This window comes from Pantoea sp. CS_6, assembly GCF_041954745.1.
Taxonomy (GTDB): domain Bacteria; phylum Pseudomonadota; class Gammaproteobacteria; order Enterobacterales; family Enterobacteriaceae; genus Pantoea; species Pantoea stewartii.
In genome coordinates, this window is sequence record NZ_JAVAYG010000002.1 from 148496 (window position 1) to 170108 (window position 21613).

16 protein-coding genes are annotated in these 21613 nt (G+C 58.8%); 15 read left to right on the forward strand and 1 reads right to left on the reverse strand.

Annotated features, from left to right (window positions below):
* The first annotated feature begins 51 nt into the window (after positions 1 to 51).
* The 8 genes from RAC90_RS03690 (at position 52) to cobA (ending at position 12829) form a co-directional block, all read left to right on the forward strand.
* Positions 52 to 249: a hypothetical protein gene (locus RAC90_RS03690; protein WP_155489648.1), complete on the forward strand. Its 198-nt coding sequence runs from the start codon at positions 52 to 54 to the stop codon at positions 247 to 249.
* Positions 250 to 882: 633 nt separating this feature from the next.
* Entirely contained in the window at positions 883 to 2106 is a 1224-nt protein-coding gene (locus tag RAC90_RS03695; RefSeq protein ID WP_375123974.1) for a nitrate- and nitrite sensing domain-containing protein, read from the forward strand.
* A 260-nt stretch (positions 2107 to 2366) separates the two neighbouring features.
* Positions 2367 to 3629, forward strand: coding sequence for a CmpA/NrtA family ABC transporter substrate-binding protein (locus RAC90_RS03700; RefSeq protein ID WP_375123975.1), 1263 nt, complete (start codon positions 2367 to 2369; stop codon positions 3627 to 3629).
* Positions 3629 to 4501 carry a nitrate ABC transporter permease gene (gene ntrB / locus RAC90_RS03705; RefSeq protein WP_006118920.1) on the forward strand — a complete coding sequence of 291 codons (873 nt, stop codon included), beginning with the start codon at positions 3629 to 3631 and terminating at the stop codon, positions 4499 to 4501. Before RAC90_RS03700 ends, ntrB begins: the two co-directional genes overlap by 1 nt.
* 10 nt (positions 4502 to 4511) lie before the next feature.
* Positions 4512 to 5300, forward strand: a complete 789-nt coding sequence (locus tag RAC90_RS03710) for an ABC transporter ATP-binding protein (RefSeq protein ID WP_375092608.1) — start codon at positions 4512 to 4514, stop codon at positions 5298 to 5300.
* A 10-nt stretch (positions 5301 to 5310) separates the two neighbouring features.
* On the forward strand, positions 5311 to 9384 hold the full coding sequence (nirB, locus tag RAC90_RS03715; protein WP_375123976.1) for a nitrite reductase large subunit NirB: 4074 nt from the start codon (positions 5311 to 5313) through the stop codon (positions 9382 to 9384).
* Positions 9381 to 12002, forward strand: a complete 2622-nt coding sequence (locus RAC90_RS03720; protein WP_375123977.1) for a molybdopterin-dependent oxidoreductase — start codon at positions 9381 to 9383, stop codon at positions 12000 to 12002. Before nirB ends, RAC90_RS03720 begins: the two co-directional genes overlap by 4 nt.
* Positions 11999 to 12829 (forward strand): uroporphyrinogen-III C-methyltransferase, encoded by an 831-nt coding sequence (gene cobA / locus RAC90_RS03725; protein WP_282498713.1) that lies wholly within the window; start codon positions 11999 to 12001, stop codon positions 12827 to 12829. The genes RAC90_RS03720 and cobA overlap by 4 nt, the downstream gene beginning before the upstream one ends.
* A gap of 34 nt (positions 12830 to 12863) precedes the next feature.
* Here cobA and RAC90_RS03730 read toward each other — a convergent pair whose 3' ends face one another.
* Positions 12864 to 13676, reverse strand: coding sequence for a DeoR/GlpR family DNA-binding transcription regulator (locus RAC90_RS03730; protein WP_033741089.1), 813 nt, complete (start codon positions 13674 to 13676; stop codon positions 12864 to 12866).
* Between the two features lie 343 nt (positions 13677 to 14019).
* Between RAC90_RS03730 and RAC90_RS03735 the strand changes: the two genes are divergently transcribed.
* From RAC90_RS03735 to RAC90_RS03765, 7 genes are all read left to right on the forward strand, one after another.
* Positions 14020 to 14817: a GolD/DthD family dehydrogenase gene (locus tag RAC90_RS03735; protein ID WP_375123978.1), complete on the forward strand. Its 798-nt coding sequence runs from the start codon at positions 14020 to 14022 to the stop codon at positions 14815 to 14817.
* 55 nt (positions 14818 to 14872) lie between these two features.
* Positions 14873 to 15808 carry a D-ribose ABC transporter substrate-binding protein gene (locus RAC90_RS03740; RefSeq protein WP_033741095.1) on the forward strand — a complete coding sequence of 312 codons (936 nt, stop codon included), beginning with the start codon at positions 14873 to 14875 and terminating at the stop codon, positions 15806 to 15808.
* Between the two features lie 44 nt (positions 15809 to 15852).
* On the forward strand, positions 15853 to 16464 hold the full coding sequence (locus RAC90_RS03745; protein WP_375123979.1) for a DUF2291 family protein: 612 nt from the start codon (positions 15853 to 15855) through the stop codon (positions 16462 to 16464).
* A gap of 10 nt (positions 16465 to 16474) precedes the next feature.
* On the forward strand, positions 16475 to 18001 hold the full coding sequence (locus tag RAC90_RS03750; RefSeq protein WP_375123980.1) for a sugar ABC transporter ATP-binding protein: 1527 nt from the start codon (positions 16475 to 16477) through the stop codon (positions 17999 to 18001).
* A 16-nt stretch (positions 18002 to 18017) separates the two neighbouring features.
* On the forward strand, positions 18018 to 19085 hold the full coding sequence (locus tag RAC90_RS03755) for an ABC transporter permease (protein WP_033741097.1): 1068 nt from the start codon (positions 18018 to 18020) through the stop codon (positions 19083 to 19085).
* 12 nt (positions 19086 to 19097) lie between these two features.
* The gene (locus RAC90_RS03760; protein ID WP_033741098.1) at positions 19098 to 19892 is read left to right on the forward strand and encodes a glucose 1-dehydrogenase; all 795 of its coding nucleotides are present in this window, start codon (positions 19098 to 19100) and stop codon (positions 19890 to 19892) included.
* Positions 19893 to 20056: 164 nt separating this feature from the next.
* On the forward strand, positions 20057 to 21529 hold the full coding sequence (locus RAC90_RS03765; protein ID WP_133745311.1) for a YchO/YchP family invasin: 1473 nt from the start codon (positions 20057 to 20059) through the stop codon (positions 21527 to 21529).
* Positions 21530 to 21613: the final 84 nt, after the last annotated feature.

Genomic DNA, 21613 nt, shown 5'->3' on the forward strand with positions numbered 1-21613 from the left:
GGTTAAATTTCATCAGTTCATGATCCAGGTTGCCGTCGTGACAGGACCGCAGTGTCTGCTGTCGCCACCCACGTCAACGCACAGGGGTTAAGTTATCTGGCCATGCAAATGCGTGCTGCCTCGCGTGTCACCGTCAGGACGATGGTTCACACCGGTGGTCAGCTCAACCTCGCCGGGAGCCTGCCCGCGGACATCACCGCAATGGCATATCCGTATCGGCAACGTCAGGGTGGACCGGGGCTGTGTTGAGCCTTTGCCCGCGCGGCCTGACTCAGGCAAGGGCGGTGGGCATGTCCCGAACAGGGCGCGCGCGTTCCACTGCACGTCACCGGCGAATCGGCATTGACCGAGGAGGGGGCGTTTTGCTGCCGGACAAAAAATGTGCAGCTAACGGGCAAAACGCTAAATGATTTTTCACCCTTTTCCTCACGTCAGTGTCTCTGCCTGCACGATGTTTATCACACGTATCGCGCCTCCTCATCGGGAGGCGCACAGCCGGGCAGGTGATCTGTTCAGAGACAAGGCCGCTCATGGTCACTCTTTACAGCGCTCAGTCTACCTAAGACTTTTGAGAATTCAAACCATTGCACCCAATGATATAGCATGGTAATGGCCGTTTAGCCCGTTCCTTGTGCAGGGGCTTCAGGGATGGCGCCTCCGGGGCAGTATCGGGCGCATTACTCGCGACATTTCGCCTCAAAAAAGCGGGTGATCCGATCCCTGCCACGGCCCGGCGGCCTGGGTAAAAGAATAAGCCGCGTTAACCACTTTACACCGCAGTGAGAAACGGAAAGGGCGGAACGTGCGGCACAAGCCGTCAGGCTAAGAAAAGACGGCACGGCTTTTGCTTGACTCCTTTTTTGTACGAAAAGGGGGTGAGCAATGGATGACGCACTGAGCTGGGTGCAGGCCTCACGGCAAAGCGATATTGCCAGCCTGCAACGCCTTCGCCAGACCGGTAAACTCATTACCACCGTCAGCGAACTGGTGCATCAGCTTCAGCGTGAGCGGGGGGCGAGCACTCTGTGGATTTGTTCTGAAGGCCGGCTTTACGGTGAGCAGCGGCTCGCCAGTGAGCAGGATGTGGCGCGCTGCCAACGGGATTTTTGCCAGGCCTTACCCAAAGCCGAAGCCCAGCCGGGATACAGCCGGTTCTGTAACCTGATCGCCGCCGCGCTGCAGGCCCTGGCCGGGTTACCGGCGTTGCGCCAGCAGATTACGCAACAACAGATTGCGCACGCGCAGGCCGTTGCGGCATTCAACACAATTATCCGTAGCTTACTGAACCTGGTCTTTGAAGCCGCCGACACCGCCAGCCATCCTGACATTACCCGCGCGCTCATTGCGCTGTTCAGCTTTATGCAGGGCAAAGAGCTGGCGGGACAGGAACGCGCTCTGGGAGCGGCCGGCTTTGCCGCCGGCCAGTTCAGCGCAGAGCAGCGCAGCGCCATGGTGGCCTTAATTGAAGCACAGGAGCAAAGTTTTTCGACGTTCCAGCAGTTTGCCGATGAGGCGGTTTTGCATCACTGGCAGCCGCTGGCGCAGGCCAGTCGCGAGATTGAACGACTGCGGCGCATTGCCTGTACCGACGGGCGGCGGGATGACAGCGGCGCACCGCACTGGTTTTCACTGCTGTCACAGCGTATCGATCAAATGAAACTGCTGGAGGATCAGCTGTCAGCCAAGCTGATGTCGCGCTGCCGCGAGGCGATCGCACTGGCACAGCATCAGGCCGCTGAACCCCTGCATGTGGCACAGTCGGGCTGCAATTTTACGTTATATGTCTCCGGGGCGGACTGGCTGGCTGCCGAGTCCGGTGCGCTGAACAGCGACGGGCTGGCGCCCCAGCTCGGTCGCTCGCTGCTGTCGTTGATCGCGGAGCAGTCCCAGCGTTTGCAGCATCAGGCCAATGAGCTGGCCACTCTGCGCGCCACGCTGGAAGAGCGCAAACTGCTCGACCAGGCTAAAAACTGGCTGATGCAGCAGCATGGGTTGAGTGAAGAGCACGCCTGGCAACGGCTGCGTAAAAGCGCGATGGATCAGAACAAACGGCTGCCGGAAATCGCTCAGGCGATCGTCACGGTGGCCGCCACGATGAAGAGGTAACTCGAAAGCGTTAGCTGCACAATGCTTGTGCGTGATCTGCGTCACCAATGTGCAAAATCGGTTAAAAACTCGCCAGAGGAAACCCTGAAGCGCCACGCGCAGGACCGTTTCAAAGCTGGCACGCGGTTTGCTTTACCTTACTGAGTGTGTGCATTTGCTTTGCCAACGGCGGTAAAGCGAGTGCTTTGGATAAAGGCGTCCATCTCCCTGTGAAAGCAGTGGAGAGGACGCCTTTTTTTATTTCCTGAGGGTGGCAAAAAATGAGCAAATCGCCAGTTTCACTGTCTCGTCGTCAACTGCTGTTATCCAGCGCCGCCGTTGGCGGGCTGTGGCTGTTGCCGGGATTGCGCAACGCCGTATGGGCGGCGGGTTCCGATGCGCCAGAAAAAGCCACCGTGCGGGTGGGATTTATTCCGCTGACCGACTGTGCGCCGGTCGTCATGGCCTCGGTGAAAGGCTTTGACAAAAAATATGGTCTGACGCTACAGCCCAGTAAAGAAGCCAGTTGGGCAGCCGTCCGCGACAAGCTGATCTCCGGTGAGCTTGATGCGGCACACGTTTTGTACAGCCTGATCTATGGCCTGCAACTGGGCGTTGCCGGCCCGCAGCATGCGATGGCGAACCTGATGACGCTCAATAACAATGGCCAGGCGATCTCCCTGTCGAACCAGCTGAAAGCGCAGAAGGTTACCGATGCCGCCAGCCTGAAAAAGACCATCGACAGCCAGGCCAAAGGCAGTCTCACCTTTGCCCATACCTTTCCGACCAGCACCCACGCGATGTGGCTGTACTACTGGCTGGCGAATGCCGGTATCAATCCGTTTGATGACGTGCGCACCGTCGTCGTGCCGCCGCCGCAGATGGTGATGAATATGAAGATTGGCAATATGAGCGGCTTCTGTGTGGGCGAGCCGTGGAACCAGCGCGCCATCAGCGACGATATTGGTTTTACCGTCGTCACCAGTCAGCAGATTTGGCCCGATCATCCCGAAAAAATTCTCGGCACCCGCGCCGCGTGGGTGAAAGAGAACCCCAATACGGCGCGCGCGCTGACGGCGGCTGTCCTTGAGACGGCACGCTGGATCGATGCCTCCGATGATAACCGCCGCGAAACGGCGCAGGTGCTGGCCGGGCGCGCCTGGATCAACACCAAACCTGAGATTCTGCAAGGCCGCATGCTCGGCCAGTACGAAAACGGGCTGGGACAGAAATGGCAGGATCCGCATGCGATGCGCTTCTTCCATGACGGCAGCGTCAGTTTCCCGTATCTGTCCGATGGTATGTGGTTCCTTACCCAGCTTAAGCGCTGGGGAATGCTGACCCAGGATCCGGACTACCTGGCTGTCGCAAAGCAGATCAACCAGATCGATATCTACAAACAGGCTGCCAGCGCTGTCGGCAACGTCACGTTGCCCGGCAATGAGATGCGCAGCAGCACCCTGATGGACGGCAAGGTATGGGATGGCACGAATCCTGCCGCTTACGCCGCCAGCTTTGCCATTAACCATAAAGAGAGGTCGTGATGAAAACCCAGACTCGCTCGCTGGCGCAGCCTGAGACGCTGCCCACCCACGCCACCGTGGTGCCTCTTCAGGTGACGCCGAAAAAGATGCGTTCACCTGCGCGCCTGCGTCCGTTTTTGCAGCGTGCCATTCCCGCGCTGTGCGGTGTGCTGCTTCTGCTCCTGATCTGGCAGATCGCGGCGCTTTCCAGCAAAGGCTTTCCCGGCCCGTACGCCACCTGGGAGGCGGCGAAAGTCCTGTTCGCCGATCCGTTCTATAACAACGGTCCTAACGATCAGGGCATCGGCTGGAATGTGCTGGCCTCGCTGCAGCGCGTGGCTGTCGGCTTTGGTCTGGCCGCGCTGGTGGGGATTCCCGCAGGCTTTCTGCTGGGGCGTTTTACCTTTGTAGCACGCATGTTCAATCCGGTTATCGCGCTACTGCGCCCGGTCAGCCCGCTGGCCTGGCTGCCTATCGGCCTGCTGCTGTTTCAGCGGGCCGAACCGGCCTCCAGCTGGACCATTTTTATCTGTTCCATCTGGCCGATGATTATCAATACCGCAGAAGGCGTACAGCGCATTCCCCAGGATTACCTCAACGTGGCGCGCGTGCTGCAACTGTCGGAATGGACCATCCTGCGCCGCATCCTGTTTCCCGCCGTTCTGCCAGCGGTGCTGACCGGGGTCCGCCTGTCGATTGGCATCGCCTGGCTGGTGATCGTGGCCGCCGAAATGCTGACAGGCGGCCTGGGGATCGGCTTCTGGATCTGGAACGAGTGGAACAACCTCAATGTTGAAAACATCCTGATTGCCATTTTGCTGATTGGCGTCGTTGGCCTGCTACTGGAGCAGGGACTGATGCTGCTGGCGCGTCGTTTTAGCTGGGATAAATAAGGGGAACACTATGCAACCTATCATTCGTGTACAGCAGGTCAGCCAGCGTTTTACCACCTCCGGCGGCGATTTTCTGGCGCTCGATAATGTCAGCTTTGATCTTCATCAGGGGGAAACGCTGAGCCTGATCGGTCACTCTGGCTGTGGCAAATCCACGCTGCTCAACCTGATCGCCGGTTTAACCCGGCCTACCAGCGGCGTCCTGTTATGCGATAACCGCGAAGTCACCGGCCCCGGCCCTGAGCGCGCCGTTGTGTTTCAAAACCACTCGCTGTTGCCCTGGCTGACGGCGTATCAAAACGTTGAGCTGGCGGTCGAGCAGGTGTTCAAAAGCAAGATGAACAAAGCCGAAAGACGTGACTGGATCGAGCACAACCTCAACCAGGTGCAAATGAGTCATGCCATGCATAAGCGCCCCGGCGAGATCTCCGGCGGCATGAAGCAGCGCGTCGGCATCGCCCGCGCGCTGGCAATGAAACCTCGCGTGCTGCTGCTGGACGAACCCTTCGGTGCGCTGGATGCCTTAACGCGCGCGCATCTGCAGGACAGCGTCATGCGCATCCAGCAGGCGCTGAACACCACCATCGTCCTGATTACCCATGATGTGGATGAAGCCGTGTTGCTGTCCGATCGGGTGCTGATGATGACCAATGGCCCGGCGGCGCAGGTGGGCGACATCCTGACGATTGACCTGGCCCGGCCGCGTTCACGCGTGGCGCTGGCGGATGACGTGCGTTATCACCAGCTGCGTCAGAAAGTGCTGCATTTTCTCTACGAAAAACAGACCTCGGCGGCATAAGGACGACACCATGAGACAACGGTTGCTGGTTGTGGGTAACGGGATGGCGGGTATGCACATGGTGGAAACCCTGTTGCAGCTGGCGCCGACGCGTTACGACATCACCGTGATTGGCCGTGAGCCGCACGGCAACTATAACCGTGTGCTGTTGTCGCCACTGCTGGCCGGGGAAACCACCGTTGCGCAAACGCTGATCCACGATCGTGACTGGTATCACCGTCACGGCGTGACCTTGCTGGCGGGAGAGACGGTGGAACAGGTGAATGTCGCTGAGCGGACCTTACGCACCGACCAGCGCCTGCTGCACTGGGACCGCCTGGTACTGGCGACCGGATCGCAGCCCTGCCGGCCGTCTGTCCCAGGCAGCGACCTGCCGCATGTCAGCACCTTTCGCACGCTGCAGGATGTAGACACTTTGCTGGCGGGGCAGGGTCCGGTCGTGGTGGTCGGCGGCGGCTTTCTGGGTATTGAAGCGGCCGCCGGCCTTCAGGCACAGGGGCGTCAGGTTACGCTGCTTCATCGTCAGTCGTGTTTGCTGGACAAACAACTGGACGCCAGGGCAGGGGAATTACTGCTGGCTCAGCTCCGTGCGCGCGGCATTCGCTGTGAACTGAATACCAGCCTTGCGGCGATCCGGACGGATAGCGTGATCCTCCACGATGGCCGGGTGCTGGCGGCGCGGCAGGTGGTGATGGCCATTGGTGTCCAGCCGGCAATCGCCCTGGCGCAGGCCGCCGGGATTCCCTGCCAGCGCGGCATTCTGGTAGATCGCCAGTTGCGCAGTGCGCACGCGGGAATTTATGCCGTAGGCGAATGTTGTGAAATCAGCGGCGAGACCTTCGGTCTGGTCGCGCCCTGTCTGGCCCAGGCGAAGATTCTGGCGGCGCAACTGGCCGATCGGCCTCAGGCGGATTTCTACAGCGCGGCCACGTGCACCCGTCTCAAAGTCAGCGGCATTTCCCTGTTTAGCGCCGGTGACGTTCGCGAAGCACCGTCTGTCACTAGTTTTGACCCGATCGCCGGGCACTATCGCCGCCTGTTCCTCAAAGACGGCCGGCTGAACGGCGTGCTGCTGTATGGCGACTGCCAGCAAAGTGGTGCGCTGCTGAACCAACTCCATAATGCCGGACCGGTTTCTGTGAATACGCTGTTCGGCCTTGATGAACCTGAAACGCAGCCGCTGGCTGCAGGAAACCCTGTGATGAGCCAAACGAAACCTGTATTAGCCGTGGTGGGTCACGGCATGGTCAGCCACCATTTTCTGGAGCAACTGGTCGATCGTAACCTGCATCAACATTATCACGTGGTGGTTTACGGCGAAGAGCGCTATCAGGCTTACGACCGGGTTCACCTTTCCGAGTATTTCACCGGTAAAACGGCCACGCAGTTGTCGCTGGTAAGCGAGGAATTTTTTGCCCAAAACGCGATTGAACTGCGTAGCGGTTGCCGGGTAGAGGCGATCGATCGCCAGCAGCGCAGCCTGCGCGACAGCACGGGCCGTGAGCTGGCCTGGGATAAGCTGGTGCTGGCCACCGGCTCGCGCGCCTTTGTCCCCCCGGTCCCCGGCCATGACGGCGAGCGCTGCTTTGTCTACCGCACGCTGGACGATCTGGATGCCATCGCAGCCTGTGCCCGCCAGAGTCAGCGCGGCGTGGTGATCGGCGGCGGGCTGCTGGGCCTGGAGGCCGCCAACGCGCTGAAGCAGCTTGGGCTGGAGACCCACGTGGTTGAGTTTGCGCCGCGCCTGATGGCTGTGCAACTGGACGAAGGTGGGGCGCTGATGCTGCGGCAAAAAATCGACGCGCTGGGCGTGACGGTACATACCGCGAAGCAGACCGAACAAATTGCCAGCCAGCCTGACGGCAGTCTGGTGCTGCACTTTGCCGATGGCGGCGAGCTGGCCACCGATCTGGTGCTGTTCTCTGCCGGTATCCGTCCGCGTGATGAGCTGGCCCGCAGTGCCGACATCAGCGTGGGGCCGCGCGGCGGCATTACCATCAATGACCATTGCCAGACCAGTGACAGCGACATTTATGCCATCGGCGAATGCGCGCTGTGGAACGGGCAGATTTTTGGCCTGGTAGCGCCGGGCTACCAGATGGCGCGAGTGCTGGCCGGGCATCTGGCGGCCGAACCCGCGCAGTTCACTGGTGCCGACATGAGCACCAAACTGAAGCTGCTGGGCGTAGAAGTCGCCTCCTTTGGCGATGCGCACGGCAAAACGCCGGGCAGCCTGAGCTACCACTGGGCCAATGGACCAAAAGGCATTTACAAGAAGATCGTCGTGAGCGCCGACAATACACGACTGCTGGGCGGCGTGCTGGTGGGAGACAGCAGCGACTATGCCACCCTCCTGCAAACGATGTTAAATGACATGCCGCTGCCGGCAGCACCGGAAGCGCTGATTTTGCCTGTATTAAATGGCGCGCCGGCCAAAGGGTTGGGCGTCGCTGCGCTGCCGGACAGCGCCCAGGTATGCTCCTGTCATAACGTCAGTAAAGGCGATATCTGCCAGGCGGTGCAGAGCGGCTGTGGCGAGATGGCCAGTATTAAAAGCTGCACCAAAGCGGCAACCGGCTGTGGCGGCTGCGCTGCGCTGGTAAAACAGGTAATGGAGTTTCAGCTGGAAAACCAGGGCGTCGCCGTTAAAAAAGACATCTGTGAGCACTTCGCCTATTCCCGCCAGGCGCTGTATGACCTGATCCGTATCAATGGCATCAAAACCTTTGACGAGCTGCTGGCCAGCCACGGACGGGGCTGTGGTTGCGAGGTATGTAAACCGCTGGTGGGTTCGCTGCTGGCCTCGTGCTGGAACGATTACCTGCTGAAACCGGCCCATTTACCCTTACAGGACACGAACGACCGTTACTTTGCCAATATCCAGAAAGATGGCACCTATTCGGTAGTGCCGCGCGTGCCAGGGGGCGAGATCACGCCACAGGGCCTGATCGCCATCGGCGAAGTGGCCGCGCGTTACGATCTCTATACCAAAATCACCGGCGGCCAGCGTATCGATCTGTTTGGTGCGCGACTGGACCAGTTGCCTGCTATCTGGGAAACCCTGCTGGAAGCCGGCTTTGAAACCGGTCATGCCTACGGAAAATCCCTGCGTACAGTGAAATCCTGCGTTGGCTCGACCTGGTGTCGTTATGGCGTGCAGGATTCTACCGCCTTCGCCATCGCGCTGGAGAACCGGTATAAGGGCCTGCGCGCACCACATAAGATCAAGATGGCCGTGTCCGGCTGTACCCGCGAATGTGCGGAAGCGCAAAGTAAAGATATCGGGGTCATCGCCACGGAAAACGGCTGGAACCTGTATGTCTGCGGCAATGGCGGCATGAAGCCACGCCATGCGGAACTGTTTGCCAGCGATCTGGACGATGACACGTTGATCCGGTACGTCGACCGGATTCTGATGTTCTACGTGCGCACGGCGGATCGCCTGCAGCGTACCAGCGTCTGGATGGATAACATGGAGGGCGGGCTGGACTACCTGCGTGAGGTGGTGATTCATGACAGCCTGGGGATCGCCGCCACGCTGGAACAGGACATGCAACAGGTGGTAGACACCTGGCAGTGCGAATGGCAGACCACGCTGGCCGATCCTTCGCGACGTGCGCTGTTTACCGCCACAGTGAACAGCGATCACCCGGATGAAACGCTGCACTATGCGCGCGTGCGCGGACAACGCCAGCCCCACAAGGCCAGCGGTATTCCCCTGATGCATCTGCCCGCCGAACCCTGGAGCGAAATCTGTCCACTGGAGGCCATCCCGCCAGAGGCCGGCATTGGGGCCCGTCTTGGCAGCGTCCGTATTGCTTTATTCCGTCTGGGTGATGACTGTTATGCGCTGGAGGATCGTGAGCCAGGCAGCGAAGCCAGCGTGCTGTCACGCGGCATCCTTGGCGATGTTGCCGGGGAGCCGGTGGTGATCTCTCCGCTTTACAAACAGCGGGTGCGCCTGCGGGACGGACAGAGCCTGGATAACCCTCAGCATCAACTGCGCTGCTGGCCGGTCAAACTGGAGGACGGCCAGGTGTGGGTCGCCAACCGTCCGCTTAACCTGATGGCGCAGGCATCATGAAAACCACCTGCGCTTATTGCGGTGTGGGCTGCGGCGTCGAGGTCACGCAGTCGCAGAGCGCGTCGGCTCAGGTCCGGGGCGATGCCAGTCATCCGGCGAATGCCGGGCGGCTGTGCGTGAAGGGCGCGGCGCTGGGCGAAACCCTGACACAGGCCGGACGGTTGCTGCATCCTCAGCTTCATCACCAGCGCGTCAGCATGGAGGCGGCGCTGGATGCCGCGGCTGACGGACTGCGCAGGATTATCGATACGTACGGCCCGGAGGCGGTGGCTTTTTACGGTTCCGGCCAGTTGCTGACCGAGGATTACTATGTGGCGAACAAGCTGATGAAAGGTTTTCTCGGCGTCGCCAATATCGATACCAATTCACGCCTGTGCATGGCCTCAGCGGTGACGGGCTATAAACGGGCGTTCGGCGCGGATGCCGTGCCGTGCTGTTACGAGGATCTGGATCAGGCCGAGGTGGTTATCCTGGTCGGCTCGAACGCCGCCTGGGCTCATCCGGTGCTGTTTCAGCGCCTGAAGCAGGCAAAAACGCAGCGCCCTGAGATGCAGGTTGTGGTGATCGATCCGCGCCGCACGGCCAGTTGTGAATTCGCCGATCTGCATTTACCGCTCCGGCCGGGCAGCGATCCGGCCCTGTTTTCGGGCCTGTTGCACTGGCTGGAACAGCATGGCGGCATTGACGCCACGATGCTGCCGCATCTGGACGGTGTAGACACAACCATACAGGCCGCGCGGCAGTGGGATTGTGCGACGGTGGCAGCCCATTGTGATATCAGCCACGACATGATCGCCGCGTTCTACCGGTTGTTTACCCGGCATGAGCGCGTACTGACCTTATGGTGTATGGGCATCAACCAGTCACAAAGCGGCAGTGACAACAACAATGCCATTCTCAATGCGCATCTGCTCAGCGGCAAGATAGGCCGACCCGGCTGCGGCCCGTTTTCGCTGACCGGACAGCCGAATGCGATGGGCGGGCGGGAGGTTGGCGGACTGGCCAACCAACTGGCGGCTCATATGAGTTTCACTGCGGAAGACTGCGACCGTTTACAGCGTTTCTGGCGCAGTCCGCGTATGGCGCGTCAGCCCGGCCTGACGGCGGTCGATCTGTTCGACGCCATTGATCGCGGGGCGATCAAAGCCGTATGGATTATGGGCACCAATCCGGCGGTTTCGATGCCAGAAGGCAATCGCATTGCCCGGGCGCTGGCTGCCTGTCCGCTGGTGATAGTGTCAGACGTACTGGCGCAAACGGATACCACCGCCTTTGCGCATATTTTGCTACCCGCGCAGGGCTGGGGGGAAAAGAACGGCACCGTGACCAATTCTGAACGTCGGATTTCCCGCCAGCGCGCGTTTATGCCCCCGGCCGGAGAAGCGAAACCGGACTGGTGGTTACTCGCCCAGGTCGCCCAGCGTCTGGGCTTTCATGAAGGCTTTGCCTGGACGCACCCGGCAGCCATCTTCCGCGAACACGCGGCGTTGTCGGGGTTTGAGAACAACGGCCAGCGCGCGTTTGATATCAGCGGTCTGGCCGGGATGAGCGACGCACAGTGGGATGCACTGACGCCGGTGCAGTGGCCGGTCAACGCCCGCTATCCCCAGGGTTGCGCGCGGCTGTTTAGCGACCGGCACTTTTACCATCCTGATGGTAAAGCCCGCCTGTTGCCACCGGCCACGCCGCAGCCCTTCGCGTGCAGGGCGGCGTATCCGTTATTGATGAACAGCGGACGGATCCGCGATCAGTGGCACACCATGACACGCACCGGTCTGGTTCCCCGGCTCATGCAGCATTGTGATGAGCCGTTTGCAGCACTGCATCCGCAGGACGCACAACGCTATGGCCTGTGCGCGGGGGCACTGGCACGGGTGCAGTCCGACGCGGGCTGGATGACGGTGCGCGTGACGCTGGACAGCGGTCTGCGACGCGGTGAGATCTTTGTCCCTATGCACTGGAACCGACAGTTCAGTCTGCAGGGCACGGTCGGCGGGCTGGTGGCCTCAACGCGCTGTCCGGCCTCGGCACAGCCTGCCTTTAAACAAACCGCCGTGCGTATCCAGCCGCTCCACACCCGCTGGCAGGGCTGGCTCTGGCAGCGCGACGTAAGCCCGCCTGACGGACTGCGCTACTGGGCGCGTACACCCTATGAGGGCGCGCAACGTTTTAGCCTTGCCGGAGACGGTTCCCCAGAACAGTGGCTCACGGCAACGATCCCGCTGGACGGGCTGCAACGGCAAACCGCCCACGCGGCGGAACCGCATTACCGCCTGCTGGCCTGGCGCAACGGTGAGCTGCAGCTGGCCTTTTATACCGGCGCGTCGTTACCCGCGATCGATCATGACTGGGTTGCGCAGGCTTTTCGCCAGGCGCCGGCGAATGCGGCGGAACGGCATGCTCTGCTGGCGGGACAATCGGCACAACGTGCCGTGGCTGGCCGGACGATCTGTAGCTGCTTTGGCGTCGGAGAAAACACGATCTTACAGGCGATTAAACAGGGCTGTCACAGCACCCAGGCACTGGGTAACGCACTCAACTGTGGTACTAACTGCGGCTCCTGTCTGCCGGAGCTAAAACACCTTTTGCTTTCCGTTGCTGTACCGGAGGAAGAATGACGATCGCGATCAACGCTTTAGATAAACTGCTGGCGCCGGAAAACGCGTCCAGCCCGGGCAAGGTCTGGCTGGTCGGGGCCGGGCCGGGGGATGTGGAGCTACTGACAGTCAAGGCGCTGCGTCTGCTGCAATGCGCGGACGTCGTGGTTTATGATCGCCTGGTCAGCGAAGCGGTGATGGCGGAAGTCGCCAGCAGCGCGCTCTGTATCGACGTTGGTAAACAGCCGGGTCATCACGGCCTGAAGCAGGCACAGATCAATCAACTGCTGGTGGATCTGGCCGCCAGCGGGCGCAATGTCGTGCGGTTAAAAGGCGGCGATCCCTTTATCTTTGGCCGTGGCGGCGAAGAGATGGTCAGCCTGCAGCAGGCGAATATTGTCTGCGAGGTGGTACCCGGCATTACCGCCGCCGTGGGCTGTGCGGCTGCCAGCGGCATTCCGCTGACGCACCGTGACTGCGCCCAGTCATTGCGCTTTATCACCGGGCACGGGCGCAGCGGCGAACCGCAGCTGGATGCGGCGGCGCTGACCGCCACCAATCAGACGCTGGTGTTTTACATGGGGTTAAGCTGGAGCAGCGTGATTAGCGCCCGGTTACGGGAATATGGCCGCAGTGAGGCGACGCCGGTGGCAATCATTGAAAACGGTACGCGCCGAGACCAGCGGGTGCTGATCACCACGCTGGCCGGGTTGCCTGATACGGTCGAACAGCAAAAACCGGTGTCGCCGTCGTTACTGATTGTAGGCGACGTGGTGCGCTATTACCGTGCCGATCTTATGGCTGCCCAACCGCGCGGGGCGGCGATGAGCGTGACGGCATCGCACTGACGATGACGGCGTCGGGGGAAAAATCAGGGACAGACTATCCTGACCGGCGGGTCGGAGTAGGCGCAACCAGCACCCTGACGCCCAGCGCTTCAAAGGCCGCAATATGCGACGGGCTGATCCCACTGTCGGTGATCAGATAGTGGATGTGGCTCCAGTCGCAGGGCAGGGCAAACATCGAGACCTTGTCGATTTTGCTGGAGTCCGCCACGACATAAACGGTACTGGCGGAGTTAATCATCGCCATTTTCACTTTAATATCGGTTTCACTGGGAAAGCTCAGGCCCAGCCGCGGCGAAATACAGGCGGTGGCGAGAAACAGCTTTTCCGCCAGCACATTTTCAAAAAAGCTGGCCGCTTTCTCGCCCGACGTTGACAGCGTCGGAAACTTAAAGGTGCCGCCTGTCAGCAACACATTAATGCCGGGCTCACCGCCCAGTTTCAGGGCGATGTTGACGGCGGTGGTGACCACAGACAGACGGCGAATGTGGCTGATGGCATCGGCAATTGCCGTCGTTGTCGTACCGGAATCGAAAATCACCGTATCGCCATTTTCGATGTGCTGTGCGGCCAGACGACCAATGGCGTCTTTCTCTTCCAGATGCGTCTGACGTTCAAGCTGCAACAGGCCGGTGTTCTGCTTGCCTGTCATCAGCGTTGCGCCACCATGATAGCGTTGTACAAATCCCTGTTTTTGCAGCATGCGCAGGTCGGTCCGCAGCGTGGCCTCGGTAAGCCCAAAGGTTTGGGTTAACGCTTTAACCGTTACCGTGCCGTCTTCCCGAATCATCTCTAAAATCTTTTCACGCCGCTGCTGCATTTCAGCTAACTGCTCAGTTTTGCTTTTCAATCGAAATGCTCCCTCTTTTACTTGCATCGGGCTTCGTGCATTCACGCGCTGTGAAAGAGTTTACCTTGCCGGTTTCGCGTTGGCGAGTGAGCGCCGGTTCTCTGTTTGTTTTCGAACGAAAATGAATGTGACTTATTGTCGCCTCCTGTCTCTCACCCTGTCACCGTTTGCACCGCCTGTTTCACGGGATCTGTAATCTGGATCACGGCATTTTAACGGGCCGTAGCTGCCTGAAGGGCATTTTCGCGAAATTTGATCTTAACCACATTAACCATCAATTCGATAGCATATATTTTTGTTCGAAAATGATTGTGGGGAATTAAAAACCTGAGAGGACAGTCGGATGAGCAGTGAATATGACGTTAACCTGCGTTATGGCGTAGACAACAACATGGATCTCAGCGGCAAAGTAGCCGTGGTGACGGGCGGCCTGGGCGGCATTGCCATGGCCAGTAACGAGATGTTGTTGAAGAAAGGGGCTCGCCTGGCGCTGCTTTATCCGCCTTTTGAAGCCGAAAAGGCGGAACACCTGCGTGAGACGTTCGCGGGTCAGCCGGTGCAGCTGGTGTGCTGTGATGTGACGGAACCTAGCGACGTTGAACGGGCGTTCGGGGCGGTGGAAAACCACTACGGACATATCGACATTCTGGTGAACTGCGCGGGCTATGTGATGCTCCAGCCGGTGCTGGACACCGAATTTGCGGAATGGCAAAAGCAGATCGCCGTCAATCTGACCGGGCCTTTTCTGTGCTCGCAGGCAGTGGCGAAACGCATGGTCCGGGCTGGCAACGGCGGCAAGATTATTAATATCGCCTCTCAGGCGGCGTCCATCGCTATCGACAACCATGTGGCCTATACCTCGGCGAAAGCTGGCCTGCTGGGTATGACAAAGGTGATGGCGAAAGAGTTCGCCCCGCACCGCATTAACGTCAATACCTTATCACCGACGGTGGTACTGACGCCCATGGGCGAAAAAGCCTGGCGCGGTGAGAAGGGCACAGAAATGAAAAAACTCATCCCCTTGGGCCGCTTTGCCTATACCGACGAAATTGCCGCCGCCGTCCTGTTCTTTGCCAGCAATGGCAGCGACATGATCACCGGTGCTGACCTGATGATCGACGGTGGATTCACCATCTGGTAAGGCGACCAGCCCCGTCATCTTTTCCCTGCCACAACGATAATAGCGAGACATTACCATGAAAAAAACGACGTTGCTCTGTACTTCGATTGCCGCCTGCCTGTTTTCCCACGCGGCGCTTGCCGTGGAAAAGGGCACCATCATGATTTTGGTTAACTCCCTGGATAATCCCTATTACGCCTCAGAAGCGAAGGGGGCCAATCTGAAAGCGCAGGAACTGGGCTACAAAACCTCGGTGCTGTCTCATGGTGAGGATGTCAAAAAACAAAATGAGCTGATCGATGCGGCCATCGGCAAAAAAGTGCAGGGCATCATTCTGGATAACGCGGACTCGACAGCCAGCGTCGCAGCCATTAAGAAAGCGAAAGACGCCGGGATACCGGTGGTGTTAATCAATCGCGAAATCCCGGTAGACGATGTGGCGCTGGAACAAATCACCCATAACAATTTTCAGGCCGGTTCGGATGTGGCCAACGTGTTTGTCGAGAAAATGGGTGAGAAAGGCAAGTATGCCGAGCTGACCTGTAATCTCGCAGACAACAACTGCGTCACCCGTTCAAAATCCTTCCACCAGGTACTGGAACAGTATCCCGATATGCAAAGCATCGCCCGTCAGGATGCCAAAGGCACGCTTATCGACGGCAAACGCATCATGGACAGCATTTTACAGGCCCACCCGGACGTAAAAGGGGTGATTTGCGGTAATGGTCCGGTTGCGCTGGGCGCGATTGCCGCACTGAAAGCGGCAGGCCGCAACGATGTGGTCGTGGTCGGGATTGACGGCAGCAATGACGAGCGTGATGCGGTGAAAGCCGGGACCTTAAAAGCCACCGTCATGCTGCAGGCCCAGGCGATTGCCGCGCAGGGCATGACTGACCTGGATAACTACATCCAGAAGGGCGTCAAGCCGGAGAAACAACGTGTGATGTTCCGCGGCATTCTGATCACGCCAGACAATGCCAAAAACGTACAAGATTTTAACTACAAGTCGTAATTCACGCGTATTGCGCCCGTCTTTACGGGCGCCAGGGAGAATGTATGTACAACCGACTCTGTCTGATACTGGTGGTTGCCGCGCTGAGTGGCTGCCGTATTGTCTCGCAGCAGGAACTGGCCGATCTCAAGAATCCCCCCAATCCGCACATGGCCAACATCCACGCCCTCTGGCAGCAGAAGCTGGTTCCGCAGATCGTCGCTCAGGCCAGACCGCTGGGCGAGTTGATGCAGCGGCTGCAGGCAGAGAAGGATCTGGACAGCGCCTGTAAGGCGCTCGGCTATCGCTCACAAAGCGAAAACCCCTGTGTCTTTAGCGTCAGTGTCAGCGGCGATGTCACGGCGCTGGAGACCACCTCGCGCAACGGCAAAATGAAAGTCAAAGATGCATCAGGTGACACTGTCACTATTCAGACGGGCCCGATCATTCGTGGTACGGCGCTGCGGGATGCGTATAAAGGCACCAGCTATCAGGACTTCAACAATCAGGATCTGTTCAGTGATTTTGGCAAAGCCATTAATCAGCAGGCCGTCAACATGATGAAGGACAGCCATATCAAAATCGGTGATCACGTCCAGGTGGTAGGGGTGTTCAGTAGCTGGGATATTCCGCGCGCCCTTCCTGCTATCACGCCAGCCCAGATTACGCGTCAGTGAGGAGGTGATCATGCCTGAAGCGCAACCGCAAGACGACGTCATTATTGAAACGCGTGGCCTGTCACGCGTGTATCCCGGTGTGACCGCGCTGGATCAGGTCAATTATCGGGTGTATCGCAACAAAGTAAATGTGCTGATCGGGGAGAACGGCGCAGGCAAATCCACCATGATGAAGATGCTGGCGGGGGTTGAAACGCCCTCATCAGGTGAAATCTGGCTGGATGGCAAGCCGGTTACGCTCAGTTCCACTCATCAGGCTGAGAAGTTGGGCATCAGCATTATTTTTCAGGAACTGAACCTGTTCCCCAATATGAACGTGATGGACAACATCTTTATCGCCAACGAATTCTTTCAGCGCGGCGTCATCAATGAAAAGTACCAGTATCAGCTGGCCCAGGCGCTGCTGGAGCGGCTGGAGCTGGACGTCGATCCCTGTGCGCCGCTGGATGAGTTAGGCATTGGTCATCAACAACTGGTAGAGATCGCCCGGGCGCTGTCAAAGGACACGCGCGTGCTGATCATGGACGAACCCACCAGCGCCCTGAGTCAGTCGGAAGTCAAAGTGCTGTTCAACGTGATTGAGCAACTCAAGCGACGTGGCGTCACCATCATTTATATCTCCCATCGGCTGGAAGAACTGATGGAAATTGGCGACCACATCACCATTTTCCGGGACGGGCGCTTTATTGCGGAACGGGAGGTGCGCGAGGCCAGCGTGCCCTGGATCATTGCGCAAATGGTGGGCGACAAGAAAAAACACTTCGACTATCAGCCTGCCGTACAGGGCGAAACGGTACTGAAAGTCGACGGGCTGACGGCGCTGCATCAGAACGGCGGTTACCGCCTGAATGCAGTCAGTTTTAGCCTGCGTAAAGGCGAGGTGATTGGGATTTATGGTCTGCTGGGTGCCGGGCGAACGGAGCTGTTTAAAGGTCTGATCGGGCTACAGCCCTGTCAGGACGGGCATATCTGTCTGGGTGAGCAGCGACTGGATACCTGTAATTTTCAGCAGCGGCTCAGGCGTGGGATTGCGCTGGTGCCGGAGGATCGCAAGGGCGAAGGCATCGTGGGGTTGATGTCGATCACCGCCAACATGACGTTGTCCGATCTCAGCCTGCGCGGGTTTCGACGCGCGCTGGGCCTCGTAAACCCTGAACGGGAGCAGCAGCGGGTGAATGACATGATTCGGCAGCTGGCCATTAAAGTCAGCGACAGCGAACTGCCCATCACCTCGCTGAGCGGCGGCAACCAACAGAAAGTGGTGCTGGGCAAAGCGCTGATGACCGGTCCTCAGGTCGTCCTGCTCGATGAACCCACGCGCGGCATTGATGTGGGCGCCAAAACCGATGTGTACCACCTGATTGGTCAGCTGGCGCAACAGGGGCTGGCGGTCATGTTTTCGTCGTCTGAACTGGTTGAGGTCATGGCGCTGGCCGATCGCATTCTGGTGATGGCCGACGGCCGTATTACTGCCGATCTTCCCCGCGCGGATGCCACGCGCGAAAAACTGATTAGCGCGTCAACCCCGCAAGCCTGAGGTGCCGGAGAACTCCATGAACCAAAAATATCTGCTTTATATGTATTTGCTCAAGGCGCGTACCTTTATTGCCTTACTGATCGTCGTCGGTTTCTTTAGCGTCATGGTGCCGAATTTTCTGACGCCCTCTAACGTACTGATCATGACGCAGCATGTGGCGATTACCGGCCTGCTGGCGATTGGCATGACGCTTGTCATCCTGACCGGCGGCATTGATCTCTCGGTGGGCGCGGTTGCCGGTATCTGCGGTATGGTCGCGGGGGCGTTGCTGACCGCAGGCATCCCGTTATGGGACGGGAACCGGCTCTTCCTGAACGTGCCGGAGGTGATTCTGGTGGTAGCGCTGTTTGGTGTGCTGGTGGGCATGCTTAACGGGACGATAATTACCCGGTTGGGCGTCGCCCCCTTCATCTGTACCCTGGGCGTGATGTATGTCGCCCGCGGCGCGGCGCTGCTGTTTAACGATGGCGCGACCTATGCCAACCTGGTGGGCCTGCCTGCGTTAGGCAACACCGGCTTCGCGTGGTTAGGATCGGGCACCTTCCTGGGCGTGTACATTCCGATCTGGCTGATGATCGGCTTCCTGCTGCTTGGCCTTTATCTCACCCGTAAAACGCCGCTTGGTCGCTACATCTATGCGACGGGCGGCAATGAACCGGCCGCAAGGCTGGCCGGTGTGCCGATTATCAAAGTGAAAGTATTCGTCTATGCCTTTTCGGGCCTGTGTGCCGCACTGGTCGGCCTGATCGTTGCCTCCCAGTTACAGACTGCGCATCCGATGACCGGCAATATGTTTGAAATGGATGCTATCGGTGCCACGGTGCTGGGCGGTACCGCGCTGGCGGGGGGGCGCGGTCGTCTCTCCGGCTCAATCATCGGGGCCTTTGTTATCGTCTTTCTGGCTGACGGCATGGTCATGATGGGCGTCAGTGATTTCTGGCAAATGGTGATCAAGGGCGTGGTGATAGTGACCGCCGTGGTGATTGACCAGTTCCAGCAGCGCCTGCAGAGCAAAGTGATACTGCTGCGTCGTCATGAAAAAAAGCAGCCGGTCACGCCACGGGCTGATATCAGTCATGGATAACAGGGGAGCAGCATGAACCGCAATTTTAGTGGAAAAACCGTGGTGATCACCGGCGCCTGCCGCGGGATTGGTGCCGGCATCGCCGCCCGCTTTGCCCAGGACGGCGCAAACCTTGTGATGGTCTCCAATGCTGATCGGGTATTTGCCACGGCCGACAGTCTTCGCGCCACCGGGGCCGCTATCCTGGCCCTGCAGGCGGATGTCACGGATGAAGCGCAGGTACAACGCCTGTATCGGCAGGCCGCAGAACGTTTTGGCGGCATTGACGTGTCGATTCAAAACGCAGGGATTATCACCATTGATGCGTTTGATGCGCTGCCGAAAAGCGATTTCGAGCGCGTGCTCGCCGTCAATACCACCGGTGTCTGGCTGTGCTGTCGTGAGGCGGCCAAATACATGGTGCAGCAAAACGGCGGCAGCCTGATCAATACGTCCTCCGGCCAGGGACGCAAAGGCTTTATCTACACGCCGCATTACGCCGCCAGTAAAATGGGGGTAATCGGTATTACACAAAGTCTGGCACTGGAACTGGCGCGCTGGAACATTACCGTGAATGCGTTTTGCCCGGGCATTATTGAAAGTGAAATGTGGGATTACAACGATCGGGCCTGGGGGGCCATTCTCAGCAGCGATAAGAAAACCTATGGCAAAGGCGAACTGATGGCGGAGTGGGTCGACACAATTCCGTTGAAGCGCGCCGGACAGCCGCAGGATGTGGCCGGGCTGGTGGCGTTTTTGGCCTCGGATGATGCGCGCTATATTACCGGGCAAACGATCAATGTGGACGGCGGATTGATTTTCTCCTGATCTTTTCCCCGGCGCGTTACGTCGGTGAGGGGTTATCTTAACCCCGTTTCATGCGGGGTTTGCCGCTTCGCTAAGCACAAATATCGCTTCAAATCATTAATCTGGGTCACATTATGCTAAAATAGTCTGCGCTGGTTTTGTCATTCTCGTTGAGAAACCACCTGATAATGTTTATGCCCGGACCTGATGATGTGATTTACAGACCTGTTCTCCTCGCGTTGACTGTCATGACGGCCATCGCCGCCGCCCCTGTTCGTGCGCTGCAAGCCGACAGTCAGATTCCTGCCACCCCGTTTGGCGATCCTGCTCGTTTCCGGCAGTCGCTTGACGACCTTCCGTCGCTGGGGCATGTCGAAGAGGATCATCAGTGGAGTGAAAAACTGGCGAAGGCGGCGAAAAGCATTGCAGAAGCCAGTGAAAGCAGCAGCGATGTGACCTTTGGTCAGCAGGCCGGGCAGTGGGCGTTTAATCATCTGCGTGACGAAGTTGCGACGCGGGTGGAAACGGAAGGGCAGTCGCTGCTCTCTCCCTACGGCAATGCAGAATTCGACCTGAAAGTCGACATGGACGGCAATTTTGACGGGACCGGCGGTAATCTGTTTAGTCCGCTGGCCGATGAAAACCGCTATCTGACGTTTAGTCAGCTTGGTCTGCACGATACGGTGGAAGGGGTGGTCGGTAATGCGGGACTGGGCCAGCGCTGGGATCTGGGCAACTGGCTGTTAGGCTACAACAGTTTTATCGATCGCAGTTTTCGCAGCGGCCTCCAGCGCGCATCGGTGGGAACGGAAGCCTGGAGCAACAACCTGCGGCTCTCCGCTAATTACTATCATCCGCTTTCAGGATGGCGCAATCGTGACAGCAGCCAGCAATACCGCATGGCCGAAGGTTACGACATCACCACTCAAAGCTATCTGCCTTTTTACCGTCAACTGGGCGTGTCATTCAGTTATCAGCAGTATCTGGGTGAAAAGGTTGATCTGTTTAACAGCGGTAATCGCTACCACAATCCGGCGGCACTCTCGCTCGGGCTGTCTTACACGCCCGTGCCGCTGGTGACCTTCACGGCCAGCCACAAAACCAGCAGTGCCGGCGAGACCCAGGATCAGGTTGGGCTGAAACTGAATTATCGTTTTGGCGTGGCTTTAAGCCGCCAGCTGGATGCCAGTAACGTCGCCGAGATGCGTTCGTTGCGTGGCAGTCGCTACGATACCGTCACGCGCAGCCAAACGCCGGTAATGGCTTACCGGCAGCGCAAAACCCTCTCCGTGTTTCTGGCGACACCGCCATGGCAGCTTAATCCGGGCGAGAGCGTTCCACTTAAGCTGCAGGTACGCGCCAGTCATGCGATTAAGGGGCTGAGCTGGCAGGGCGACACGGCGGCGCTGAGTCTGACTGCTCCTCCGAACAACAGTGCAACGGACGGCTGGAGCGTGATTGTGCCGCCGTGGGACAGCACTCCGGGGGCCAGCAATACTTACCATCTGTCGGTTACGGTCGAAGACAGTAAACAACAGCGCGTCACGTCCAACTGGATCACCCTCAGGGTCCAGCCGCCGTTGTCGCTGGATGAGCCGCCCGCGGAACAGGCGGAGGCGCGCTCGCCGGTTACCGATCCGCTGAGCTTCAGCGACTAACGTCACAATAAAGTGTGATTTTTGTCACACTTTTTCACTGGTAAAAGCACACGCACACTCGCAGAATCGGCAAAAATATCCATT

Bases quoted from the DNA above. Each gene is read 5' to 3' on its own strand.
- RAC90_RS03745 (WP_375123979.1), top strand. From the start codon at position 15,853: ATGTACAACCGACTCTGTCTGATACTGGTGGTTGCCGCGCTGAGTGGC.
- RAC90_RS03720 (WP_375123977.1), top strand. From the start codon at position 9,381: ATGAAAACCACCTGCGCTTATTGCGGTGTGGGCTGCGGCGTCGAGGTC.
- RAC90_RS03760 (WP_033741098.1), top strand. From the start codon at position 19,098: ATGAACCGCAATTTTAGTGGAAAAACCGTGGTGATCACCGGCGCCTGC.
- RAC90_RS03710 (WP_375092608.1), top strand. From the start codon at position 4,512: ATGCAACCTATCATTCGTGTACAGCAGGTCAGCCAGCGTTTTACCACC.
- RAC90_RS03700 (WP_375123975.1), top strand. From the start codon at position 2,367: ATGAGCAAATCGCCAGTTTCACTGTCTCGTCGTCAACTGCTGTTATCC.
- RAC90_RS03695 (WP_375123974.1), top strand. From the start codon at position 883: ATGGATGACGCACTGAGCTGGGTGCAGGCCTCACGGCAAAGCGATATT.
- cobA (WP_282498713.1), top strand. From the start codon at position 11,999: ATGACGATCGCGATCAACGCTTTAGATAAACTGCTGGCGCCGGAAAAC.
- RAC90_RS03750 (WP_375123980.1), top strand. From the start codon at position 16,475: ATGCCTGAAGCGCAACCGCAAGACGACGTCATTATTGAAACGCGTGGC.
- nirB (WP_375123976.1), top strand. From the start codon at position 5,311: ATGAGACAACGGTTGCTGGTTGTGGGTAACGGGATGGCGGGTATGCAC.
- RAC90_RS03740 (WP_033741095.1), top strand. From the start codon at position 14,873: ATGAAAAAAACGACGTTGCTCTGTACTTCGATTGCCGCCTGCCTGTTT.
- RAC90_RS03735 (WP_375123978.1), top strand. From the start codon at position 14,020: ATGAGCAGTGAATATGACGTTAACCTGCGTTATGGCGTAGACAACAAC.
- ntrB (WP_006118920.1), top strand. From the start codon at position 3,629: ATGAAAACCCAGACTCGCTCGCTGGCGCAGCCTGAGACGCTGCCCACC.
- RAC90_RS03755 (WP_033741097.1), top strand. From the start codon at position 18,018: ATGAACCAAAAATATCTGCTTTATATGTATTTGCTCAAGGCGCGTACC.